17 protein-coding genes are annotated in these 19,725 nt (G+C 55.1%); 6 read left to right on the top strand and 11 right to left on the bottom strand.

Annotated features, from left to right (window positions below):
- Positions 1 to 29: 29 nt before the first annotated feature.
- The 11 genes from AC1MDE_RS01740 to AC1MDE_RS01690 form a co-directional block, all read right to left on the bottom strand.
- The gene (locus tag AC1MDE_RS01740) at positions 30 to 1,100 is read right to left on the bottom strand and encodes an ABC transporter ATP-binding protein (protein ID WP_479401678.1); all 1,071 of its coding nucleotides are present in this window, start codon (positions 1,098 to 1,100) and stop codon (positions 30 to 32) included.
- Complete coding sequence (locus tag AC1MDE_RS01735) at positions 1,093 to 2,862, bottom strand: ABC transporter permease (RefSeq protein ID WP_200572819.1); 1,770 nt, start codon at positions 2,860 to 2,862, stop codon at positions 1,093 to 1,095. Before AC1MDE_RS01735 ends, AC1MDE_RS01740 begins: the two co-directional genes overlap by 8 nt.
- A gap of 73 nt (positions 2,863 to 2,935) precedes the next feature.
- Positions 2,936 to 4,024 (bottom strand): ABC transporter substrate-binding protein, encoded by a 1,089-nt coding sequence (locus AC1MDE_RS01730; RefSeq protein ID WP_058961728.1) that lies wholly within the window; start codon positions 4,022 to 4,024, stop codon positions 2,936 to 2,938.
- Between the two features lie 527 nt (positions 4,025 to 4,551).
- Positions 4,552 to 5,406 carry a VOC family protein gene (locus AC1MDE_RS01725; RefSeq protein ID WP_058961727.1) on the bottom strand — a complete coding sequence of 285 codons (855 nt, stop codon included), beginning with the start codon at positions 5,404 to 5,406 and terminating at the stop codon, positions 4,552 to 4,554.
- 23 nt (positions 5,407 to 5,429) lie between these two features.
- Positions 5,430 to 5,801 (bottom strand): peptidase dimerization domain-containing protein, encoded by a 372-nt coding sequence (locus AC1MDE_RS01720; protein WP_480344161.1) that lies wholly within the window; start codon positions 5,799 to 5,801, stop codon positions 5,430 to 5,432.
- A gap of 2 nt (positions 5,802 to 5,803) precedes the next feature.
- Positions 5,804 to 6,907, bottom strand: a complete 1,104-nt coding sequence (locus tag AC1MDE_RS01715; RefSeq protein ID WP_479400392.1) for an alkylhydroperoxidase domain protein — start codon at positions 6,905 to 6,907, stop codon at positions 5,804 to 5,806.
- Positions 6,908 to 6,919: 12 nt separating this feature from the next.
- Positions 6,920 to 7,924, bottom strand: coding sequence for a putative FMN-dependent luciferase-like monooxygenase (locus AC1MDE_RS01710; RefSeq protein WP_058961725.1), 1,005 nt, complete (start codon positions 7,922 to 7,924; stop codon positions 6,920 to 6,922).
- Positions 7,921 to 9,531 carry a dipeptide ABC transporter ATP-binding protein gene (locus AC1MDE_RS01705; RefSeq protein ID WP_058961724.1) on the bottom strand — a complete coding sequence of 537 codons (1,611 nt, stop codon included), beginning with the start codon at positions 9,529 to 9,531 and terminating at the stop codon, positions 7,921 to 7,923. Before AC1MDE_RS01705 ends, AC1MDE_RS01710 begins: the two co-directional genes overlap by 4 nt.
- Positions 9,528 to 10,385 carry an ABC transporter permease gene (locus AC1MDE_RS01700; protein WP_058961723.1) on the bottom strand — a complete coding sequence of 286 codons (858 nt, stop codon included), beginning with the start codon at positions 10,383 to 10,385 and terminating at the stop codon, positions 9,528 to 9,530. Before AC1MDE_RS01700 ends, AC1MDE_RS01705 begins: the two co-directional genes overlap by 4 nt.
- A complete protein-coding gene (locus AC1MDE_RS01695; RefSeq protein WP_200573092.1) occupies positions 10,382 to 11,326 on the bottom strand; it encodes an ABC transporter permease in 945 nt (314 codons plus the stop codon). The genes AC1MDE_RS01700 and AC1MDE_RS01695 overlap by 4 nt, the downstream gene beginning before the upstream one ends.
- Positions 11,327 to 11,338: 12 nt before the next feature.
- Positions 11,339 to 12,961: a TIGR04028 family ABC transporter substrate-binding protein gene (locus AC1MDE_RS01690; protein WP_479400055.1), complete on the bottom strand. Its 1,623-nt coding sequence runs from the start codon at positions 12,959 to 12,961 to the stop codon at positions 11,339 to 11,341.
- Positions 12,962 to 13,566: 605 nt separating this feature from the next.
- On the opposite strand from AC1MDE_RS01690, the gene AC1MDE_RS01685 reads away from it, so the two are divergent.
- The 6 genes from AC1MDE_RS01685 (at position 13,567) to AC1MDE_RS01660 (ending at position 19,710) form a co-directional block, all read left to right on the top strand.
- Positions 13,567 to 14,460 carry a LysR family transcriptional regulator gene (locus tag AC1MDE_RS01685; RefSeq protein ID WP_479400056.1) on the top strand — a complete coding sequence of 298 codons (894 nt, stop codon included), beginning with the start codon at positions 13,567 to 13,569 and terminating at the stop codon, positions 14,458 to 14,460.
- A 159-nt stretch (positions 14,461 to 14,619) separates the two neighbouring features.
- Positions 14,620 to 15,099, top strand: coding sequence for a (R)-mandelonitrile lyase (locus AC1MDE_RS01680; protein WP_058961718.1), 480 nt, complete (start codon positions 14,620 to 14,622; stop codon positions 15,097 to 15,099).
- Positions 15,100 to 15,109: 10 nt separating this feature from the next.
- A complete protein-coding gene (locus AC1MDE_RS01675; protein ID WP_082678143.1) occupies positions 15,110 to 15,853 on the top strand; it encodes a carboxymuconolactone decarboxylase family protein in 744 nt (247 codons plus the stop codon).
- A 316-nt stretch (positions 15,854 to 16,169) separates the two neighbouring features.
- Positions 16,170 to 17,165, top strand: coding sequence for an MsnO8 family LLM class oxidoreductase (locus AC1MDE_RS01670; RefSeq protein WP_479400058.1), 996 nt, complete (start codon positions 16,170 to 16,172; stop codon positions 17,163 to 17,165).
- Between the two features lie 13 nt (positions 17,166 to 17,178).
- On the top strand, positions 17,179 to 18,315 hold the full coding sequence (locus tag AC1MDE_RS01665; protein ID WP_479403089.1) for an amidohydrolase: 1,137 nt from the start codon (positions 17,179 to 17,181) through the stop codon (positions 18,313 to 18,315).
- Between the two features lie 81 nt (positions 18,316 to 18,396).
- Complete coding sequence (locus tag AC1MDE_RS01660; protein ID WP_058961715.1) at positions 18,397 to 19,710, top strand: LLM class flavin-dependent oxidoreductase; 1,314 nt, start codon at positions 18,397 to 18,399, stop codon at positions 19,708 to 19,710.
- The last annotated feature ends 15 nt before the right edge of the window (positions 19,711 to 19,725 follow it).

The raw sequence follows: 19,725 nt of genomic DNA, 5'->3' as shown, positions 1-19,725 counted from the left end.
TTCTCCATAATCGACCCTGCTGCTAGCAATCAATCTTTAGCGAAAATCCACAGATCCTCTTGCGGCAGTGAGACGCGGAAGCGCTGATTCCCGCGGAACTCCTTGCCATACGCGCGCAGCGCAAAATCATCCCCCTCGGTTCGGAACAGATATTCCCAGCGATCGCCTAAATACATACTGGTGAGCAAGGGCAGCTCAAGTGCGTTGTCATCAGTGGTGTCAGCGATATTCATACGTTCGACGCGTATCACCGCTGTTCCTTCCTGTCCAACCTGCACATCGCCACTCGGTTTACCCCACAGCGCCCATTTTGCCCCGGCAATACGTGCCCGGCCGCCTTCAACGTGGGTGATTTTGCCGTGCAGACGGTTATTGCTGCCCATAAACTCAGCGGCAAACAGCGTTGAAGGCTGGCTGTACATCTCTTGTGGTGTGCCTTGTTGTTCAATCACGCCGTTATTCAGCAACAGAATACGGTCAGAGATCGCCATGGCTTCGTTCTGGTCATGCGTCACCATTAAGGCAGACAGTCCGAGACGAATAATCAGCTCGCGCAAGAACACGCGCGCCTCTTCACGCAGTTTGGCATCGAGGTTAGAGAGCGGTTCATCCAGCAGAATCACCGGCGGGTTGTAGACTAGTGCACGGCCAATCGCCACGCGCTGTTGCTGTCCGCCGGAAAGCTGATGCGGATGGCGTTTGCCGAGATGCCCGAGCCCTAATTGATCCAGCACCGCTTGCACGCGTTGATTGATTTCTGCCTTATCCACTTTGCGCAACTTCAGCGGGTAGGCCACGTTCTCAAACACGGTTTTGTGCGGCCACAGTGCGTAAGACTGGAACACCAGACCGAGATTGCGCTCTTCAGCCGGAATCTCGCTTTTAGGCGTGCCGTCAAACACCACATTCTTGCCGATATTGATACGCCCCTGAGACGGTTTTTCCAGACCGGCTACGGCACGCAGCAGGGTGGTTTTGCCGCTGCCTGATGGGCCCAGCAGTGAAACTACTTCGCCTTTTTTCAACTGCATCGATACGCCTTTCAATACAGGATTATCGCCGTACATCAGATGCAAGTTATCTACCGATAATTCAATCATGTAATTTCACTCCAAAGCGTAAAGCGATGCCGAGGCCGATCACCACCAGCACGATATTAATCAGGGAGAGCGCAGCCACGATATCAATGGCGCCCGCTGACCACAGTGAGACCAGCATTGAACCGATGGTTTCGGTGCCGGGTGATAGCAGATATACACCGGTTGAGTATTCACGCTCAAAAATCAGGAACATCAGCAACCAGGAGCCAATCAGGCCGTGGCGAGACAGCGGCACGGTCACGTGGCGCGTGGTTTGTCCCGGGGTGGCACCCACGCTGCGTGCAGCTTCTTCCAGTTCAGGGCCGACCTGCAACAGCGTTGAGGAGATCAGGCGCAAGCCGTAAGCCATCCACACCACGGTATAGGCCAGCCAGACGCTAAAGATGGTTTGACGCAGGGAACGCAGCCAAACAATAAAGTTTTCCCGCAGCCAGTCAGCAACTGGCAGGCTGGAGAGCCAGCCGTTTTTCAGGGACTGATCGAGCCACATCGGAATGAACAGAAACACCCAGAGAAAAGCCAGACCGGCTAACAGTCCCGGCACGGCACGCGGCACCAGCACGCTGTAATCCAGGAAGCGTGTCACCTGATCCTGCTTGCGATGCATGGCGATGCCGACAAACAAATAACAGATCACCGCCACCGCGCCGCCGATCACCCCAATCAGCATCGAGTTGACGATGGCACGCAACAGATTGGGTTGATCCCAGATACTGCGGAAGGTCGCGAAGGATATTTCATCCCACAGTGAGACGCCGACGCCCCAGTGCGAGATAAACGCACGCATCACCACGCCCAGTAGCGGCACGCCGATGGTGATGGTCAGCCAGGCCAACACCACCGCACCAGCGATCCAGCGCCATTTACCCAACGGCAGGGCGCGCGCTTGTGACGCTTTGCCTTTCATGGTGACAAAACGGTTGGCGGTGCGCATCAGCCAGCGCTGCAGCATCACCAGTGGCACGGTAAAACAGATCAGCACCACGGCGACAGCGGCCATCAGGTGGTAGGAAGGCGTGCCGAGCTTGTTGGTCAGCTTATACAGGTAGGTGGCGAGCACCATGTTGCCTTCGGGATCGCCCAGTACCAGCATCAGGCCGAACACCTCTAATCCCAGGAAGAACAGCAGCACACAGGCATACAGAATCGAAGGGCGCACCATCGGCAGGCTAACGGAAGTCATGACCTGCAACGGTGAAGCGCCGACCGTGCGCGCGGCTTCCTCCACATCGGAGCTGACGCTGCGCAGTGCCGATGAGATGTAGAGATAGGCGTGCGGCACGTGAGTGAGTCCGGCGATCACCACGATGCTGGTCATCGAGTAGATGTTCCACGGCACCACGCCAAACAGTTGATTCGCCCATTGCGACAAGAAGCCCACCGGGCCGGCGGCAACCACATAGCCAAAGGCCAGCACCATCGGCGAGACAAAGATCGGCACCAGAATCAATGGCTCAATCAGGCGGCGTCCTGGCAGGTTGGTTCTGACCATCAGGAAGGCCAAAATACCGCCGAGTGGAATAGCAATGATCACCAGACCAAACGCCAGAATAAAGCCCGACTCCAGCGCCTTATAAAAATCAGGATCGGAGAAAATAAATCCAAATGAACCGAGCGTCAGCTCTTTCTTTTTGGCAAAGAACGGCGCGGAGAGAAAACTCTGCACCACAATAAACATCAGCGGCACGTAAATAACCAATGCCGTGATCAGAACAATCAATGCACGTGGCAAACTCTGCCACTTTTTTAGTAACCTGCTCATATGCCAACCCTATCAAACACCGGAGGCGAAAGGAGATGTTATGCGCCGCGACGGGCGCATAACGTGGGGAGCATTATTTCCCGGCGGCGGTACGCCACTGTTTAATAAATTCCAGGCGTTTTGCCGGTTCCAGATATTCCAGCAGTGATTCATCCACCGGAATCGGCTTCAGAGCATCGCCCAGCATTTTGGTCATACCGTCAATATCGTTTTTGCCTTCAATATCATTGCGCAGGGAAGGGATGTCCGCCTGATTTGCCAGGATATTCTGTCCCTTTTCTGACAATACATAATCCAGCCACAATTTAGCGGCGTTCTCATGCTCACCATCTTCGGTGATAAACGAAACGCGAGACAGCACCAGGATATAATCTTTCGGGTAAGCGATGCCCAATGCCGGATCGTTCTTCGCTCGGGCTTCGGCATAAGAACCGAGAATATTAAAGCCAATCAAATTCTCACCTGAAGAGACGCGCTCCATCATCGTGCCAGTCGAAGATTGTACCGTCAGACCCCCTTTCGCCATCCCCGCCAGGTTTTCTTTGTATTGCGGATCCACTTTGCTGTCCTGAACCGTCAGCATGAAACCTAATCCTGATTTTTCAATATCGTAAGTGGTCACTTTATTTTTGAATTTAGCCGGATCGGCTGCAATCATTTTAGCCAGTGCGGTGTGAGAGTCAGGCGCGGTGTCTTTTGGGATGAGTTTATTGTTGTAAATAAACACCACCGGTTCGTAGGTCGTGCCGTAAGCTTTATTTTGCCACACTGCCCATTTTGGTATTTTGCTTTGCTCAGGCGAGGCATATTCCGCCGCATATTCCGTGGCCAGCTTTAGCGCGGTATCCATGGATGAACTCCATACCACATCACCGCTGCCGCTACCCGAGGCCTGCTCACTGATGTAACGGTTATAGAGTTCGGTGCTGTTCATGTCGTTATATTCAACTTTGATGCCCGGATACAGTGACTCAAAGCCTTTGATCAACGGGCCCGCTGCTTTGGTGTCAGTGGTAGAATACACCACCACTTTGCCCTCTTTTGTCGCTGCATCAATGACTTTCTGATACTCAGCGGGATAACCTGCAGGTACAGCCGCAAACGCAGAGAAGGAGAGTCCTGCCAGTACAGAGGTTGTTAAAAAACGCAGAGAGGTTTTCATACGGATCCTTTTGGTTACATTTGTTACAAGAATTTAACAGTAACCCATTGCGACCCCGATGCAATCAGAGTGTCAATTTTTTTCAGGATCTGTGAAGTTAGTTAGGTTATTAATCTGATGTTTAAATGGGGGGCTACTTGATTGGCGTTATAAATTAAACAAGCTTTTAAAAGGTGTTATTAATATCTACGATGGAATGATTAAATGCATGAGTGATGTTAAAATGCCCAGTGATAAAATTCATTGATGTTGTTAGGTTGAAAACCAAATAATAAAAAAGGCTGTAATGGTAAAAACACTCATCAATATGGCAATCCATCCATCAAACTGAAAAAAAACGATTTCATATCATTCATACCCTCATGTTAGTGAGGGCATATTGAGGTTTAAAGATTAACAGAACCTTAGGGAAGTGACGAAATGGCATAAAGGGGCAATGGGTAAAGATCTTCTGATACCAGGGTTAGCCGCGATCACAGCTCAAGAGCGCTATTTAAGAGGTGCGGCCCATGGGCCGCCCGCAAAGCTCAAGCTGACTGCTGAAACCGCAGCGCCACGCCAAAAGCATGCTCAGCGCTGACGATAAGCGCGGATTCCTCTTCGTGGAACGGGATATCGCCCAGTAATAAGCTGGCTTTCACCTTGCGCAGATCCACGCTGCGTAAGCTTAACGCCGCCATGCGTGCACTGCCGTTGTAATCGGGTGGTAATCCAGCGAAACGCTGTGTGACATAGCCGGCAGCCGCGAAGCGCACCGTCGCCACGCCAGCTTTTAATACGAAGGCACCTTCCTGGCAGGCGGTGAGCGCATTAGCCCCAAATAACCGACTGTAAGGTTGTGCTGCCGCCGCAGGATCCTGTGCCACCACCACAAATTCGACAATATCGGTCACGCCGTTGGGATGCTGACGCCATGCATCCTGCCACACCGCGTGTGGCGTCTCGTGCTGGCAAAAGAAACTGCGCCCATTCGGCACCAGCGCCGGTCGTAACGGCACGGTGCGGAAACGCGCCTGATCCTCATTGCCATCCGGCAACTGTACCGGACGGAAGAAGCTGGCAGGCACAGCGCCATCAATGTCCTGGCTCTCAAGATAACGCCATACCGCATCGGCATCGTCGGTCTTCCACACCAACCCGCTCAGGCCAATGGGTGACTGCCACACATCCTGACGTAAACTGGCGCGCCCCGGCTCGAAGCCGAGCAGCTCAAGATAGTTATCACCAAACACGGCCAGATGGTTACTGGATCCGAGTGAATGATGGCCGCGTTCGGTGAGCTGAAACCCCAACCGACGAAACAGCGCACTGGCCTCATCTAACTGATCGGCCACGTTGATCACCACATGACCCAGACGGGGAATCGGTACGGAAATCGCCATCGCTTTCCTCCTTGCTCTCATAGTCACTGCGCCCATGTTGGCGCGTCCGGTTCGGATGCTGACAGTGGCTGCCAGTTGACGTGCGTTTCCGCGCCAAAACCGGCGGCAATGCCGGCAATCAGGGTGGTGATTTGCCTATCGGTGTGCTGATCCAGACTGCGCACGATGCCCTCGATCTCCGCCGTCTGAGGCAGCACATTCCAGCTGTTACCGGCCGTTAAGCGCGTGATGCCCAGCGTCCATTGGCGATGACGACTGGGGAGTGCATAGAGCGCGGAAACGATATGGCTGCCGATCACAATCACATCAATGCCTTCATGTGGCCGTGCGGCATGCGCGCCTTTACCGGTCAGGGTGATGTGAAAACGCTGCGTGGAGTGGGTTTGCCCGGTCATGGTCATCCTTGTGATTGTTCAGGTAAAAATGGCTCGCCCAGTGTCAACATCAAACGGTTTGCCCAGGCAAAGAAAGCGGCGGACTGGATCACATCAAGCAGTTCCAGCGTACTCAAGCCCTGATCGCGTAACGTCTGCACCTGCTGCAGGCTGGCGGCAGCGGGGGTAATGGAAAGCGTCGCGACCAGGTCAATAATCGCGGCCCAGCGTGGTGACTGGCCGTGTGCCAATTCTGCGCCCGGTGCAACATTCAGCAGCTTTTGTACTGCCGCATCGTCTTTTGATAATTGGCTGGCTTTACGCGCGTGGACCGAAGCGCAGAAGATGCAGCCATTCACTTTACTGACCACGGTGGCTGCCAGTTCACGCTCGGCACGCGGCAATCCGCCAGCGGTGTAAAAGATGCCCTTGTCGGTCAGCGTACGCTGTTCCAGCAGCGGCAGATGACGTGCCAGCAGACGGAAATAATCGGAGTCGCTGTGGCCATTTTTCTTCAAGGTAGCCTGTTCATCGGCGGTGAATTCGTGGAGCGGTTTGGCTGCCAGCCAGGGTTCCCAGCCTAACTCTTGCTGGGTAAAGGCGGTGAGGGCGGTTTGGCCACTCAACGTCAACGGTGCATCGTGCCACTTGCCAGCCACGGCGTGCGCTTGCACGTCACTCTGCTCGCCGTTGAGCAGGCGTAAGCCGGTCAGTAAACGACTTTGAAAGCTCACAAATGCGATTAACTGTGCGAGGGTGACGATGCCACGTGGCGTCCAGCCAGCGCTTTGCAGGTTTTGAATGTGTTTGGGCGCTGCATCCACCGGGTGCAGGCTGAGCAGTTCGGCAAAGGCGTGACCGGCCGCAAAGCGCGCGTCATGTGCCTTGTTGTTCACCTGTTGCTGATAATGTGCCTGTAAGCGGGTGGCGCCGTGCCAGTCGGCGACCTGCGCGGCGAAGGCAAACCGCCATTGCAGCGGAAGGTCCGCATCATCTTCACCAAACAGCACCTCATAGCTGCCTTGCGTGTGTTGAGTGGCAGCGTGGCGCTCATTGCGTGCTAACGCGAGTTCTGATGCGGGATCGATATCCGCTAAGGCGGCAAGTAAATCAATGGGTTGAGACATCATATTCTCCTGTTAAGCCTGTTCCAGAGCACGTAGCTCTGGGGCGATGTGATCAGCGATTAATTCAATGGAACGCAGAATGTCGGCGTGTGGCGGATCGATTGAGTGCACCTGGAAGGTGATATCGGTGACACGTTGCAAGGTCGAGTCGGCGCGTAATGACGCCAACACCGCAGGTGCATCGCCAAAGTGCGCATCAAGCTGGCGCGCATGGCTTTCCAGCGAATGGCCGGTGATGACGTGGCCAGCAGCCTGGAACTGCTCAGCCTGGCGCCGCAATCCTGGCTCTGCGAGACGACGCGCATAGTCATTTGAATCGGCAACAAACGCGGTGCGTGAGGCGAGGATGCGCGGTGCAATACCGGCCGGCAGCGCGGCCAGATAGGCATCGATCATCGGATTTTGTATCGCCTCCAGCGGCAAATCAGGCTGGCCTGGCGGACGCGGTTGCGTGCGTGACAACATCAAGCCATGGCCAGCGGCGCCCGCTCGCGCCGCACCCTCAACTGAGAATGTGGCGATCCACACGCGCTGTGCCAGCGTTGGCGCGGGCGGGTAGAGATGATTGTCCGGGTGCGCGAGGGTATCGCCTCGCCAGGCGCTAAGCAGCGTGTGCAGCTGGTCGGCAAACACACTGGCGCGTTGATCGATGGTCAAGCCAAAGGGCAGGAAAGAGGTTTTTGTGCCGCCCGATCCCAATCCGACTTCCAGCCGCTCATGACTGAGCAGGTCTAATACGGCGGCGTCCTCTGCCACGCGCAGCGCGTTTTCCATCGCCAGCGTAATAATGCCAGTGCCAAGACGAATCGTGCGGGTGTGCGCGGCCACGTGGGCGAGGAAAACCAGTGGCGCAGGCAGACCGCCTTCCTTCTCATGAAAATGATGCTGAGCGATCCAGGCGCTGTCGAATCCCAAACGTTCGGCGTGCTGAATCTGTTCGGTCGCAAGGCGATAACGCTCTTGCGCCGATACCTCATCCAGCAGGCGAGTGAAAAAGCCAATGCGTTTACGCGTCATGCAGACTCCTTAATCAGCGGACGGATAGCGGGGATGGCGTCAATCAGTGCACGGGTGTAAGTATGCTGAGGTGCGTTAAATAATGTGACGGTGTCATCTTGCTCGACCACTTCGCCCGCTCTCAGTACGGTCACGCTATGCGCAATGCGGCGTACCGTAGCGAGATCGTGGGTGATAAACAGATAGGTTAATCCCAGTTCCTGTTGCAGCTGTTGCAACAACTGCAGGATTTGCGCCTGTACGGTGACATCCAGTGCCGAGGTGGCTTCATCCAGCACCAGTATCGCCGGTTGCAGGATCAGTGCGCGCGCAATCGCCACGCGCTGACGTTGACCCCCGGAGAGTTCACGCGGTTTACGCGTGAGTAATTCCACTGGCAATGCCACTCGCTGAGCCACGGCTTCAACCCGCTGACGACGAACATCGGCACTGAGTTTTTCGAAATTACGCAGCGGTTCTTCGATAATGGCAAACAGCGTCTGGCGCGGATCAAGTGATGCAAACGGATTCTGATACACGAACTGGATTTTGCGTCGGAGTTGGCGCAGCGCTTCACCGCGCAGCGCACTGGCATCAATGCCGTCGATCACCACGCGTCCACTGTCAGCCTGTTCAAATCCCATCAGAATGCGCGCCAGCGTGGTTTTACCGGAGCCGGATTCACCGACCAGTGCGTGCGTGGTGCCGCGTGGCACTGTCAGGCTGACCTGTCTGGCGACCTGTAACTGCTGCTGTTTACCGAGTGAGAACTGCTTGTTGATGGCTGAAAGCTGGATCGCGGGTGTCGAAAACTTTGCTTCAGGTAAAATCGCCAGCGCCGTGTGGTCTGGTGAAGCATCCTGCAGCAGCTGGCGCGTGTAGGGATGTTGTGGCGCGTTAAACACCTGAGCGGCTGGCCCTTGTTCCTGAATCTCGCCGTGACGGAATACCAGCAACCGGTCGGCTCGTTCAGCCGCCAGCGCCAGATCGTGCGTGACAAACAACACCGCGGTGCCCGACTCACGGCGCAGCACATCCAGCAGATCCAGAATGCGTTTCTGCACCGTGACATCCAGCGCGCTGGTGGGCTCATCCGCGATGATAATTTGCGGTCGCAAGGCGAGGGCGATCGCAATCAATACCCGCTGCTTCATGCCGCCAGAAAGCTGATGCGGATACTGCGTCAGTCGCTGTTGCGGATGGCTCAACCCGACTTTTTCCAGCAGTTCCAGTACACGCTGCTGGCGCTCAGACTTGCTGATTTTCTGATGCAGTTGCAGCATCTCACCCACCTGATCGCCGATGGTTTTCACCGGGTTGAGTGAGTTGCCGGGATCCTGCGGCACCAGGCTGATACTGACGCCGCGCAGGCTGTCCATACGTTTGGCTGACCAGTCGGCAATATCGGTGCCGTTTAACACGATCTTGCCGCTGTCGCGACGACCATTTTCGGCCAGCAGGCCAATAATCGCCTGTGCGGTGGTGGTTTTACCGGAGCCGGATTCGCCGACTAATGCCACCATTTCACCTGCCTGCAAGGTGAAGCTCACGTTGTGCACCACTTCACGCCACTGCCCGCGCTGTTGATAGCTCAGGGAAAGATTTTCTATTGCGAGTAATGCACTCATGCGCCACCTCCGGCGATCTGTTGACTAATGCGATTCGCCGCCAGCACCACGGCCACCACCACGATGCCGGGGAAAGTGGTGAGCCACCAGGCGGTGGCCAGGTAGTTACGCCCTTCAGCAATCAGTAATCCCCATTCTGGTGAAGGTGGCGGTGTGCCGTAGCCCAGGAAACTGAGGGTGGAGAGCGCCAGAATTGCCTGACCAAACTGCAGTGCGGCAAAGGCAATTACCGCCGTCAGCGAGTTGGGTAAAATGTGGCGCCACAGCACCAGCCAAAAGCTGCCGCCACTGCCGTAGGCCGCTTCGACATATTCGCTGCGACGCACACGCACCACTTCACCACGCGCCAGCCGGGCAAAACTGGCGATGGAGGCAATCCCCACGGCCAGCGCGGCATGCACTGTGCCAAATTCCAGCAGAATCAGTACGCTAAGTGACAGCAGTAATGAGGGGATGGAAAGCAGCACATCGACAAGGCGCATCAAGGTGTTTTCCGTGCGCCCGCCCACAGCGCCCGCCAATACGCCCAGCGTGGTGCCGCCAATCAGGCCCATCGCCACGGCGGCAAAGGCGGCGGCCAGTGACTGTGAAGCACCGTAAACAATACGGGTAAACAGATCGCGGCCGAGCTGATCGGTCCCGAGCCAATACGCGGCCTGCGGCGCTAAACGTTGCGCACCGGACACCCCTTGGGTCGGGTTGTAATGAGTCAATAATCCTGGCGCGAATGCCGCTAATAGGGCCAGCAGCATCACCGCCCAGGCCAGCCAGAGTCCGGGCTGAATCTGCCAGCTGCGTTGAGTACGAGGGGGGGCGCCGTGTTGGCGAGCGGTAGCGTAATCGACGAGGCTCATCGGCTTCCTCCGGCGATAGGTTGCAAACGGGGATCGAACAGTGGCATCAGCACATCGACCAGCAGATTGATCAGGACAAAGGCCAGTGCAGAGATCATCACTACCGCCTGTAATACGGCGACATCCTGATTATTGACCGCCTGCTGCGTCAGTTGACCGATACCGCTGAGGCCAAATACGGTTTCGGTGATCAGCGCGCCGGCGATTAACTCGCCTAAAAGCAGACCGGCCACGTTGAGCACCGGCAGCAGCGCATTGCGCATCACGTGTCGCCACAGCACGCGACTGGCGCTGGCGCCTTTGGCTCGCGCCACCGCCACAAAGGGCTGCGTTGAGATCTGGTCAATACTGCGCAGCAGGATTTGTGCCAGCGGCGCGGAGATCGGGATCGCCACGGTGATCACCGGCAGGATTAAACCCTGCAACGGCGACGGGTTGATCACCGGTATCCAGCGCAACTGGAAGGAGAACAGCTGAATTAACGCGATGCCGAGCCAAAAGGTCGGCAGCGAGATAAACAGCGCAGGAACGGATTGCAGCAACGAACGCAGCAGACGCAGTGCGGGCAAGCGAGACAGTGCCGCCAGCGCAAAGGCCAGTAACGTGGCCAGCGCAAAACCCAGCACCGCCAGCTGCAGGGTGGCGGGCAGATTGCTGATCAACAGATCGCTCACTGACACGCCAGCCTGTACCGAATAGCCAAAATCACCGTGCAGCATCGCCAGCAGCGTATGGAAATATTGCTGCCACAGTGGGTTATCCGCGCCATAAGCCAGCCGCATCTCAGCGATCTGATCCGGGCTTAAGCCCAGATCCGGGTTCTGAAATTTAATCAGCACCGCATCGCCCGGCAGCACCTGCAGCAGCAAGAACGACAGGGTAAATGCGGCCCACAATACCAGCACGCTTTGACCCACTCTTCGCAGCAGAGAACGTTGCATCATCAGCCTGCCTTAGTGTTTTTCCAGCCATGCGCCGTAGAACGAAGGACGGCCCACCGCTTCAAAGCTCACGCCTTTGAACCAGGGAGCACCTGCGAACACTTGCGGCTCTTCGAAGATGGGGATCACGTAAGCCTGATCGAGCAGATAGCGTTGGACATCACCGGTCAGAGCCAAACGTTTAGCCGGATCCACTTCCGCCGAGATATCCACCAGCAGTGCATTCAGCTTGTCGTCGCGGAAGTTTTGCACCTTGTCGCTGGAGCCGCCTTTTTGCAGCAGCGCATCACGGTTAGTGGGGTAGAACTGGCTTTTGATCACATCCGGATCGGCACGACCCACTTCCGAGACCGTCAATGGTGTTTTCAGGGGCTCGAGATTGTCTAGCGTACGGCTGCCCGCATCACCGGCTTTGACTGCCAGCGCTACACCGACCTGACGCCACTGCTGTGCCACCAGTTGCAGGACTTCTTTGTTTTGAGGCTGTGGCAGTGATTCATAGATTGTCAGTGCAAGCTTTTTACCGTCTTTCTCGCGGATACCGTCACTGCCGACTTGCCAGCCAGCTTTATCCAGCAACTGCTTTGCCAAAGCAGGATCATACTTCAGCTTGTCGGACAGGTTGACGTAACCTGCTGCTGAGTTGGCAATGACCGAGGTGGCTTGCGGATAGTTTGGCGAGAAGAGTGTTTTTACCACTTGTTGGGCGTTTGTTGCATGCAGCAACGCCTGTCGCACATTCACATCACTCACCAGCGAGTTATCGGGGCGGAAGCTGATACTGTCATTGATTCCGCGTGTGGGGGCTGCATATATCGGGAAGTTTTGCTGCTGCGCCTGTTTTTCGTCATAGGCTTGCACCTGGCGGATAAAGTCTGCCTGGCCCGCCAACAATGCGCCGATACGCACGCTGTCTTCCGGCGTGACGATAATTTTGATGCCATCGAGATTGGCCGGGCCTTGCTGGGCGATATTTTTCGGCCCCCACTGATAATCTTTACGCGCGGTGAGATCGACTTCACGCCCGAGTTTTTCATCACTGACCACAAACGGACCGGAGCCAATAATATGGCGTGCGTCACCCAGTTGATCGAAGCTTCGTTGCAGGGTGCTCAGAGACACTAAGCCAGATCCGATGGTTGCGGTGCCCTGTAAAAATCCCGGAGAGGGTTTTTTAAAATAAAACTTCACCGTCAGCGGATCGATGACTTCACTGTGGTCGTAGTTATTGATCACTTCCGAAACCGGCAAGCGCAGGGCTTTATTACCGAGACCGTAGGTATCAAAGTTTTTGGCCACCGCGTTGGCATCCAGTGGCGTGCCATCAGAGAAGGTGACGCCCGGACGAATTTTAAAAGTGTATTCAGTTTTATCGGCGTTGCTGCTCCAGCTTTCCGCTACCCAGGGTTCAACCTGCAGCGTCTTTGGATTCTGCCACGTCAGTTTATCGGTGATCTGGTTGAGGATACCGCCGTTGGGGTAGAAACCACCGGCAGGCGGATAGAGGTTGGTATGCGGTTGCTGTTCAAGATACACCAGCGTACCTCCCTTGACCGGAGTGTCCGCCGCGTGTGCGCTAAATATCCCTGTCAGCAGGGCTAAGCTTAATGCCTGCAAGTGAAAATGCTTATTCATGGTGAATTCCTTATGATTCAATAGCCCGGCGGGCGGATTTCATCATCAAATGCCGCACCCGCGAGGAGAACCAAGGAATTGCACTAAGCTTTTGCGAAAAAAATAAAATGAATGGACTTGTGGGAAATAATTAAGATTCTTCGCCGATTAAAAGTGGCGTTAACTCTCTATAATGTAGAGGTTTTATATTTATGGCTTACAGCATGAGGGGGGAGTTTAATGAGAGCATATTGGATCCCGGGTTTAATGTTTATGCTGTCAGCGTGCTCAAGCTCCGTCGGGCATAATTTCGATACCGCGAACATTCAGAAAATACAGACCGGTAAAACCACCAGAGCCGAGTTGATAAATATGTTTGGGCCGCCTGATTCTGAATCCCCTTATCCGGAAGGGCAACGCCTTATGATGTGGAAATACAGCGAAGCCCGTACGCTGGATACTACCGCAGGCAAGACACTTACCGTGCAAACCAGGAATGGCCGGGTGTTTACTTACACATTGAGTAAGAGTTGAGGGCAGGGAAACGATATGTTCGTGCTACAGCAGCCCGAATTCTTCGTGTTTTTGAGCGTGTTATTGAACCCGGAAAGAGATGTGAGTAGGCGATGCTAAGAGAAAATTTCAGCGATCTGGTTTATCTGGTGATGGTCGCCCGGGAACGCAGTTTTACCCGTGCCGCCGCCAAATTGGGTGTCTCTCAATCCGCACTAAGCCATGCGATGCGCGGCCTGGAAGAGCGGCTTAAGACGCGTCTGTTGACGCGCACCACCCGCAGCGTGGCACCCACGGAAGCTGGCGAGCAACTTATCCAGAATATTGCGCCCTTGATGTCAGATATTGAAAAAGCGCTGGTGGCATTGACTGAACACCAGACGCGCACCTCGGGTAATATACGGATTACCGCCGGTGAACATGCGCTGCACTCCACCCTGTGGCCATTAATTAAACCCTATCTTCAGCAATACCCTGACGTGAACATTGAACTCTCCGTCGATAACACCCTGACCGATATTGTGAGCGGGCGTTTCGATGCCGGGGTGAGATTAGGCGAGCAGGTGGAAAAGGATATGGTGGCGGTGCGTATCGGTCCTGACTGGAGAATGCTGGTGGTTGCGACCCCCGAGTATTTTAAACATCACGGTATTCCTGAAACGCCGTATGAATTGCAGCATCACAACTGTATCAATATGCGCTTGCCGACACTGGGTGGATTGTATAACTGGGAGTTCACCAAAGATAAAAAAGAGATTCGCGTCAAAGTGGAAGGCCAGCTTATTTTCAATAACCTCAGTTCGCGTATTGAAGCGGCACTTGGCGGCATGGGGATTTTGTATGCGCCGGAAGATTCTGTGCGGAAATATATTGATGAAGGTCTGTTGCAGTGTGTGCTGATAGACTGGTGCGAACCTTTTAGTGGTTACTATTTATATTATCCCAGCCGTAAACAGCACACCGCAGCCTTCTCTAAATTGATTGAAGCAGTGCGCTATCAGGGCTGACCGACGAGTTACACCTATTGGTGAGTTTTGTTCATAAACCCATCCTGATTTGACTACCTTATCAATCAATCCGCGTGATCCTACACTTTTAGCTGCAATCAATGTGGCCGCCCGTTCCAGAGCGGTCATCACCCGAACCTGAAGCACGGAGCCGACATAATGAGAATGGCTGTTGCCCTCATACTGGCGTTATCTGTCTCAGCTGTTTCTGCAAAGGAGAACACATCGATGATCACTGTCTGGCAAAGTGGTGAAAAACCTTCGGTTAAAGGCAACTCAGAGTATTTCACCGGTACGGTGCGTATTGATGCGCCGTTTCAGGGAAGCGAACCTGCACGTATTGGCGGCGCAACGGTGACCTTTGAACCCTCCGCGCGCACGGCATGGCATATCCATCCGCTCGGGCAAACGCTGATTGTGACAGCAGGTCTGGGGCGTGTGCAGGAGTGGGGCGGTGAAGCACGTGATATCCGTCCGGGCGATATTGTGTGGATCCCGGCAGGCGTAAAACATTGGCACGGTGCTGCACCGGAAAACAGCATGTCGCACATTGCTATCGCTGAAGCTGAAAATGGCCAGGTGGTGGAGTGGCTGGAGAAAGTCAGCGATGAGCAGTACGGTTCCACGGCCTCTCTGTAAGGAGTAAAAGATGACGAAAAGCATCAATGCCTCATTAATGATGTGCGCTGCGCTCGCCTCTTCAGTGAGTCTGGCTGATGAACCCTCCGAGCCAGAACAGAAAAAATATGTCGCGCTACGGCAAAAACAGACTCATCCATTGACCCTGCAACAAAAGAGTATCGCGGTGATCGCGGCCCATGCCGCCACAGGCAATATTGCCAAACTCAACAACGCGCTGAATCAGGGTTTAGATGAAGGCCTGACCCTCAGCCAGTGCCGTGAGGTGCTGGTGCAACTTTATGCTTATGCCGGTTTCCCTCGCAGCCTCAACGCGCTGGGAGAATTGATGAAAGTGATTGATGCCCGCCGCTTACAGGGCAAAAATGATCAGCCAGGCAACGAGGCCGGGCCGGTTCCTGCGCCCGAAAACATGCTTTCCGCCGGTACGCGCAATCAGACGGCGCTGGTGGGCAGTCCGGTGAAAGGGCCATTGTTTGAATTCGCCCCGGCGATCGATCAGTTCCTCAAAGCGCATTTGTTTGGCGACATTTTCGCGCGCGACAATCTCGACTGGAAAAGCCGTGAGTTAGCTACTGTGGGCGCTTTAGCCGGAATGAGCGGTGTCGAGTCGCAACTGCAATCGCATCTGCGCATCAGTATAAATGTCGGCTTCGACAAATCACAACTGGCGGAACTTCAGACTGTGTTTAACGTGCAGGGAGAAGAAGCGATCGCTCAGCGAATTGAAGCGGCGTTGGCACAGATAAAATAATAAATCCCTTGAAAACGCACCGGTATTTATTCCGGTGCGTTTTGCTGTTCAATATAATAACGAAGAGTGTATTCCGTCAGACTTATATCCATTAGTGCAAACCTTTCCCGATTAGTTTATTACGCACAGCCAACCGTTATGCACAACGCTGTTTGATGCGCAACTCTCTGTTTTACATTATTTATTTATCCATCAATATTCCGCGTCCCTCTGATATGCATTAATTACAAATGCATACGACAATAATATGTTTTACCCATTACCCGCCGCCATCACACACTGCTCGCCATCATCATTGAGGAAAAGGATTTGGCGTATGTCATATCGACTGAGCTTGTTAGATAAATCGCCGATTGCCGATGGAGAGAGCGCTTCGCATGCCCTGCATCGCACATTACAGCTGGCGCAGCAGGCTGAGGCCTGGGGCTATCACCGCTTCTGGCTGGCAGAGCATCACAACACTGACCGCCTGGCGAGCCCCTCTCCTGAATTGCTGATCGCCTGGATCATTGGGCAGACCCAGCATATTCGCGTCGGGTCCGGTGGCGTGATGTTGCAACACTACAGTCCTTACAAAGTCGCTGAAAATTTTAACCTGCTAGCTTCAATTGCGCCGGGCCGTATCGATCTCGGTATCGGTAAAGCGCCAGGCGGTCTGCCACTCTCCACCCGCGCCTTACAGCAGGGCATCCATCAGGATGAGAAGGGCACTTTTGCTGAGCAGCTTTCACTGCTGGATAGCTGGCTGGATGTTCCGCCGGTGGGCGATGAAGAGATCCTGCGCGCCACGCCGCAGCCGCCACGTCCGGCAAACCGATTCCTGCTGGGTGCCAGCGAACAAAGTGCCAGGCTGGCAGCAGAACTGGGCTGGCAACTGGTGTTTGCGGCACATCACAACGGTGATCCGCTGTTAATGGAACAGGTGCTTAACAGCTATCGCCAATACAGCAACGGCAAGCAGGCGCTGGTGGCCGTGCAGGTGGTGGTCGCCGATTCCCCGGCGGAGGCTGATTTGCTGGTGGATAACCTGCGCGTCTATCACGTCAGTGTGAAAGATGGCCCAAGCGTCAACGTGGGCAGCGTTGAGCAAGCTGAACGTTACGTGCGACAGGGCGGTTATACCGATTATGTCATTGAGCCGCGCACGCCATCGTTGCTAAAAGGGACTGCCGCGCAGGTGCACGCCAAACTGGACGCCTTGCACCAGAATTTCGGCATTGAAGAGTTCGTGATTGATACCCCGATTGCTGAGGAGCAGGCGCGAGTGAAATCTCTCGAACTGCTGGCAACGCATCGACTGGTTGCGGCGTAATTCGGAGATAACCATGACTCACACAAGCGAACAGCAACTGATTGACTGGCGACGCGAGCTGCACAGCTGGCCTGAGCTGTCTGGATATGAGGTGGAAACCACGGCGCGTTTGCGCCGCTGGCTACAGGACGCTGACTTGCGGTTGCTCGATTATCCGCTGGAAACCGGTCTGGTGGTGGAAGTGGGTCAGGGTGAAACGCTGATCGCGTTGCGAGCTGATATTGATGCCCTGCCGATTCATGAAGCCACCGGCCTCCCATACCGTTCGCGTAATGCGGGTGTGATGCACGCCTGCGGCCATGATGTGCATAGCGCGGTGATGCTGGGCGCGGCGCTGCAACTGCATGCGCTGGGAGATCAACTGCCGGGACGCATCCGTATTCTGTTCCAGCCAGCCGAAGAAAATGCCACCGGTGCGCGCAAGTTTATCCATGCTGGCGTGTTGCAAGATGTGCAGGCGATCTTTGGTATGCACAACGAACCAGGCTTACCGACGGGTGCCTTCGCCACGCGCGGCGGGGCGTTTTATGCCAATGCCGATAAGTTTGTGGTGCGCGTCGCCAGCCCTGAACAGGGAGTGGATGCCATTCTCGTGTCCAGCCAGATCATTCAGGCACTGCAATCACTCACCAGCCGCAGTTTTAACACCCTGGATAGCCTGGTGTTGAGCGTGACGCGCATCGATGCCGGTCAATCTGGCAACACTTCACCGAGAGAAGCCGAGTTTGGCGGCACGGTACGCACCCATGACAAGCAGGTGCGGGCACAACTGGAACAGCGCGCGCGTCAGATTGTCGAGCACATTGCCGCGGCAAACGGTGCGACCGCGACCTTCAGCTGGCATCAGGGCCCGCCGGTGCTAGAAAACGATGCACGCTGGGCGCAGTTTGCCAGTGAGATTGCTCAGCAGGTGGGGTATCGGGTGCAAACCGCAGAACTGCACCTCGGCGGCGAAGATTTTGCCTATTACTTACAGCAGGTCCCTGGTGCGTTTGTCAGCATTGGCAGCGCCAGTGAATTTGGTCTGCATCACGGCGGTTTCAATCCCGACGAAGCACTGATCGCCCCTGCCGCGCACTATTTCACCCAACTGGCGCAGCAGGCCTTACAGCACCTCAATGCACGATGTCGTGACGCCGTTCTGAGTTAGCCCATTTAACCCAATATCCTCCGCTCTGTATGGCGACGAATCCGTCGCCGTCAGGCTATGCCATGGAAAAGAGAGAACACTATGACTGCAAGACAACTGCGACTTGGCACTATTCTGCATGGCGCGTCCGGCAATATGTCCGCATGGCGTCATCCGGCGGCGCAGGCCAATGCCAGCATCAATTTTGACTATGCGAAGCACATCGCGCGCAAAGCGGAAGCCGGCAAGCTGGATTTTCTGTTTGTCGCCGACGGTTTGTTTATCAATGAAAAATCCATTCCCCATTTTCTTAATCGCTTCGAGCCGTTGACGCTGCTGTCGGCGCTGGCGGGAGTCACTGAGCATTTAGGATTGGTGGGTACGGTCTCCACTTCTTACAGCGAACCCTTTACCGTTGCCCGTCAGTTTGCCAGTCTCGATCACCTTAGCGGCGGACGCGCGGGCTGGAACGTGGTGACCTCGCCATTGGAAGGATCGGCAAAAAACTTTTCGCGCCAGCAGCATCCCGAGCACGCGCTGCGCTATCGCATCGCCGATGAGTATTTGCAGGTAGTGAAAGGGCTGTGGGATTCGTGGGAAAGCGATGCCTTTGTGCGGAACAAAGAGAGCGGTCAGTTCTTTGATGCTGCCAAACTTCATACCCTTAATCACCACGGTGATTTCTTCCAGGTGCAGGGGCCACTGAACATCGAACGCACGCCGCAGGGACGCCCGATCGTGTTTCAGGCCGGTGCGTCAGAGGATGGGAAAAAGCTGGCAGCGCGCCACGCCGATGCCATTTTCACCCACCAGCCGACGCGCGAAGAGGCGCAGGCTTTCTATAAAGATGTGAAAAAGCAGCTGGTGGCAAACGGACGTGAGCCGCAGGATCTGCATATCTTCCAGGGTGTTGGCGTCATTGTTGGCGACGATGCTGAAGACGTTGAGCGCCAGTACCAAACCACCGCCGCACTGGTGTCCATCAAAGATGCATTGAACTACCTCGGTCGCTTCTTCGATCACCACGACTTCTCGCAATACCCGCTTGATGAGCCCTTCCCGGATATTGGCGATATCGGCCAAAACAGCTTCCGCAGCACCACCGATGAAATCAAACGTAAGGCGCAAGAGCACGGTCACACACTGCGTCAGGCAGCACTGGAAGCGGCCACGCCGCGTCCGCTGTTCTTTGGCACGCCAGAAGAGGTGGCAGATGGCTTACAGCTGTGGTTTGAAACCGAGGCCACCGATGGCTTCATTATTCAGGGCGGCACGCCGGATACCTTCGAACGCTTTGTTGATCGCGTCATCCCTCTCTTGCAAGCGCGCGGCCTGACCCGCAGCGAATATCCTGGCACCACGCTGCGTGCCAGCTTCGGTCTGAAAGACCCGGTTAATCAGTTCACACAACAATAAATTAAAGAGAAAACA

Source organism: Pantoea folii (assembly GCF_056678875.1).
This window is presented reverse-complemented; position numbering and strand designations above follow the sequence as displayed.

Coding starts and splice junctions, on each gene's coding strand:
- AC1MDE_RS01665 (WP_479403089.1), top strand. CDS start 17,179: ATGACTCACACAAGCGAACAGCAACTGATTGACTGGCGACGCGAGCTG.
- AC1MDE_RS01660 (WP_058961715.1), top strand. CDS start 18,397: ATGACTGCAAGACAACTGCGACTTGGCACTATTCTGCATGGCGCGTCC.
- AC1MDE_RS01730 (WP_058961728.1), bottom strand. CDS start 4,024: ATGAAAACCTCTCTGCGTTTTTTAACAACCTCTGTACTGGCAGGACTC.
- AC1MDE_RS01675 (WP_082678143.1), top strand. CDS start 15,110: ATGACGAAAAGCATCAATGCCTCATTAATGATGTGCGCTGCGCTCGCC.
- AC1MDE_RS01690 (WP_479400055.1), bottom strand. CDS start 12,961: ATGAATAAGCATTTTCACTTGCAGGCATTAAGCTTAGCCCTGCTGACA.
- AC1MDE_RS01670 (WP_479400058.1), top strand. CDS start 16,170: ATGTCATATCGACTGAGCTTGTTAGATAAATCGCCGATTGCCGATGGA.
- AC1MDE_RS01705 (WP_058961724.1), bottom strand. CDS start 9,531: ATGAGTGCATTACTCGCAATAGAAAATCTTTCCCTGAGCTATCAACAG.
- AC1MDE_RS01685 (WP_479400056.1), top strand. CDS start 13,567: ATGCTAAGAGAAAATTTCAGCGATCTGGTTTATCTGGTGATGGTCGCC.
- AC1MDE_RS01700 (WP_058961723.1), bottom strand. CDS start 10,385: ATGAGCCTCGTCGATTACGCTACCGCTCGCCAACACGGCGCCCCCCCT.
- AC1MDE_RS01720 (WP_480344161.1), bottom strand. CDS start 5,801: ATGACCGGGCAAACCCACTCCACGCAGCGTTTTCACATCACCCTGACC.
- AC1MDE_RS01680 (WP_058961718.1), top strand. CDS start 14,620: ATGAGAATGGCTGTTGCCCTCATACTGGCGTTATCTGTCTCAGCTGTT.
- AC1MDE_RS01740 (WP_479401678.1), bottom strand. CDS start 1,100: ATGATTGAATTATCGGTAGATAACTTGCATCTGATGTACGGCGATAAT.
- AC1MDE_RS01725 (WP_058961727.1), bottom strand. CDS start 5,406: ATGGCGATTTCCGTACCGATTCCCCGTCTGGGTCATGTGGTGATCAAC.
- AC1MDE_RS01695 (WP_200573092.1), bottom strand. CDS start 11,326: ATGCAACGTTCTCTGCTGCGAAGAGTGGGTCAAAGCGTGCTGGTATTG.
- AC1MDE_RS01715 (WP_479400392.1), bottom strand. CDS start 6,907: ATGTCTCAACCCATTGATTTACTTGCCGCCTTAGCGGATATCGATCCC.
- AC1MDE_RS01735 (WP_200572819.1), bottom strand. CDS start 2,862: ATGAGCAGGTTACTAAAAAAGTGGCAGAGTTTGCCACGTGCATTGATT.
- AC1MDE_RS01710 (WP_058961725.1), bottom strand. CDS start 7,924: ATGACGCGTAAACGCATTGGCTTTTTCACTCGCCTGCTGGATGAGGTA.